General features: G+C 66.7%; 2 protein-coding genes. Both read right to left on the reverse strand.

The features are described 5' to 3' along the window. Positions 1–113 precede the first annotated feature (113 nt). Positions 114–533, reverse strand: coding sequence for a tripartite tricarboxylate transporter TctB family protein (locus NZN28_RS14380; RefSeq protein WP_295399318.1), 420 nt, complete (start codon positions 531–533; stop codon positions 114–116). A gap of 9 nt (positions 534–542) precedes the next feature. Beyond that, complete coding sequence (locus NZN28_RS14385) at positions 543–1,499, reverse strand: tripartite tricarboxylate transporter substrate binding protein (RefSeq protein WP_295399321.1); 957 nt, start codon at positions 1,497–1,499, stop codon at positions 543–545. Positions 1,500–1,771: the final 272 nt, after the last annotated feature.

Consider the following 1,771-nt stretch of genomic DNA (forward strand, 5'->3'; position numbering starts at 1 on the left):
GGGGAAGGCCAGGCTGATGGCCAGGGTGGCGGTGAGGCCGGGGATGGCCCCAAAGATGGCCCCGTACAGCGAGCCCAGGATGAGGGCCAGCAGGGCTTCTAGGCTCAGAAAGCTCACCCCTGCACCCCCAGAAAGCGCTGGAAGATCAGGTAGACCAACAGGGCCACCCCTCCTCCGGTGAGCAGGGCTCCCCCGGGGCGCACCCCCAGCAAGAGCGCCCCCGCCGCCGCGCAGAGCCCGGCGGTGGGCGAGAGCCCGAGCCGGCCCAGGAGCCAGGGGGCCAGGGCCAGGCCCAGCAGGGCCAGCAGCACCCGCCCCTCACCCCCTTGAAGCCGGGCTGGGGCCCGGCGGCCCTGCCACCAAAGCCCGAGCCCGCTGAGGAGGAGCACCACCCCCAGGATGCTCGGGAAGAGGGCCGGGCCGGGGTAGCCCCCCTCCATCTGGGGCAGGCCCCGGCTCAGGAGGAGGGCCAGCACCCCCAGGACCACCGCCAGGAGGGCCGCCGTCCGCTCCCAGACCCGCATCGTGTCCATGCCGGGCTCCTAGAACCTGAGCTCGAGCTCCTGCACGATCTGCTGCATGGCCCGGGTGCGCTCCTGCAGGAAGGCCAGGCTGGCTTTGCGGTCGAGGTGGTTGATGACCAGGTTGGCGTTGTTCATGAAGCGCACGAACTCAGGGTCTTGCACCGCTTTGGCAAAGGCCTTGTCCAGCACATCCACCACCGAGGGCAGGGTGAACTTGGGCGCGGCGGCCATCAGGAAGGAGGCAAAGGTCCAGTCGATGCCCAGTTCCTTGAGCGTGGGTACCTCGGGGAAGCTGGGGAAGCGCTTGTCGGTCATGAAGGCCAGGAAGCGGGCCTCGCCGGACTTGACCAGGGCGCTGGCCTCGCCGATAGCGGTAAAGGCCACGTTCACCCCCCCGGCAATAAGCTCCTGCAGGGCGGCAGCCGCGCCCTGAGAGGGCACCCAGGGCAGGGCGTTCTCCTTAGCCCCGATGCTCTTGAGGAAGCCCAGCCGGGCGAAGTCGTAGGAACCCCATTTGGCGGTGCCGGAGGCCTTGTACTTGCCGGGGTTCTGCTTGATGTCGGCAATCAGCTCCTGTACCGTGCGCCAGGGGGCGTCCTTGCGGACCACGATGGCCACCGGGTTCAGCACCAGAAGTGAGATAGGGGTGAACTGCTCGGCGTCAATCTTGGTCTGGGCCACCCAGGGGGGCAGAATGACCTCCAGGGTGATGATGCCGATGGTGTAGCCGTCCGGCCGCCCCTGGGCGATGGCCCCGTGGCCCACCGCGCCACCCCCGCCGGTGCGGTTGACCACCTGGAAAGGGGCGCCGAGCTGCTTTTCCAGGATAGGGGCCAGCGCCCGGGCGGTGAGGTCGGTGGAGCCGCCCGCCGACCAGGGGACGATCAAGGTCACCGGGCGTACTGGGTAGCGCTGGGCCAGCCCCAGCCCACCTAAAGCCAACACCACAGCTAACGCGAACATCCAACGCTTCATGGGTTCCTCCCTTTTTGACCTTCGGCTTACCGCAGGTTTGGGTTATGGTTTGTAACCGAAGTGGGGCCACTATAACCGAGGTGTCAATAAAATGCAACTGGCATCTCAGTGAGGTTTGAGTTAGACTCTTCCTGAGGCCCGTTCATGACCCTGCACCCTGAACTGGACACCCTTCCCTTGCGCGAACAAGCTTACTGGCGCATCAAGCAGCTCATCCTGGACGAGGAGGTCCCGCCCAATAGCTTCCTCTCTGAGCGGGGTTTGGCTGAGCG

Source organism: Meiothermus sp., assembly GCF_025056915.1.
Lineage (GTDB): Bacteria > Deinococcota > Deinococci > Deinococcales > Thermaceae > Meiothermus.

Bases quoted from the DNA above. Each gene is read 5' to 3' on its own strand.
- NZN28_RS14380 (WP_295399318.1), bottom strand. From the start codon at position 533: ATGGACACGATGCGGGTCTGGGAGCGGACGGCGGCCCTCCTGGCGGTG.
- NZN28_RS14385 (WP_295399321.1), bottom strand. From the start codon at position 1,499: ATGAAGCGTTGGATGTTCGCGTTAGCTGTGGTGTTGGCTTTAGGTGGG.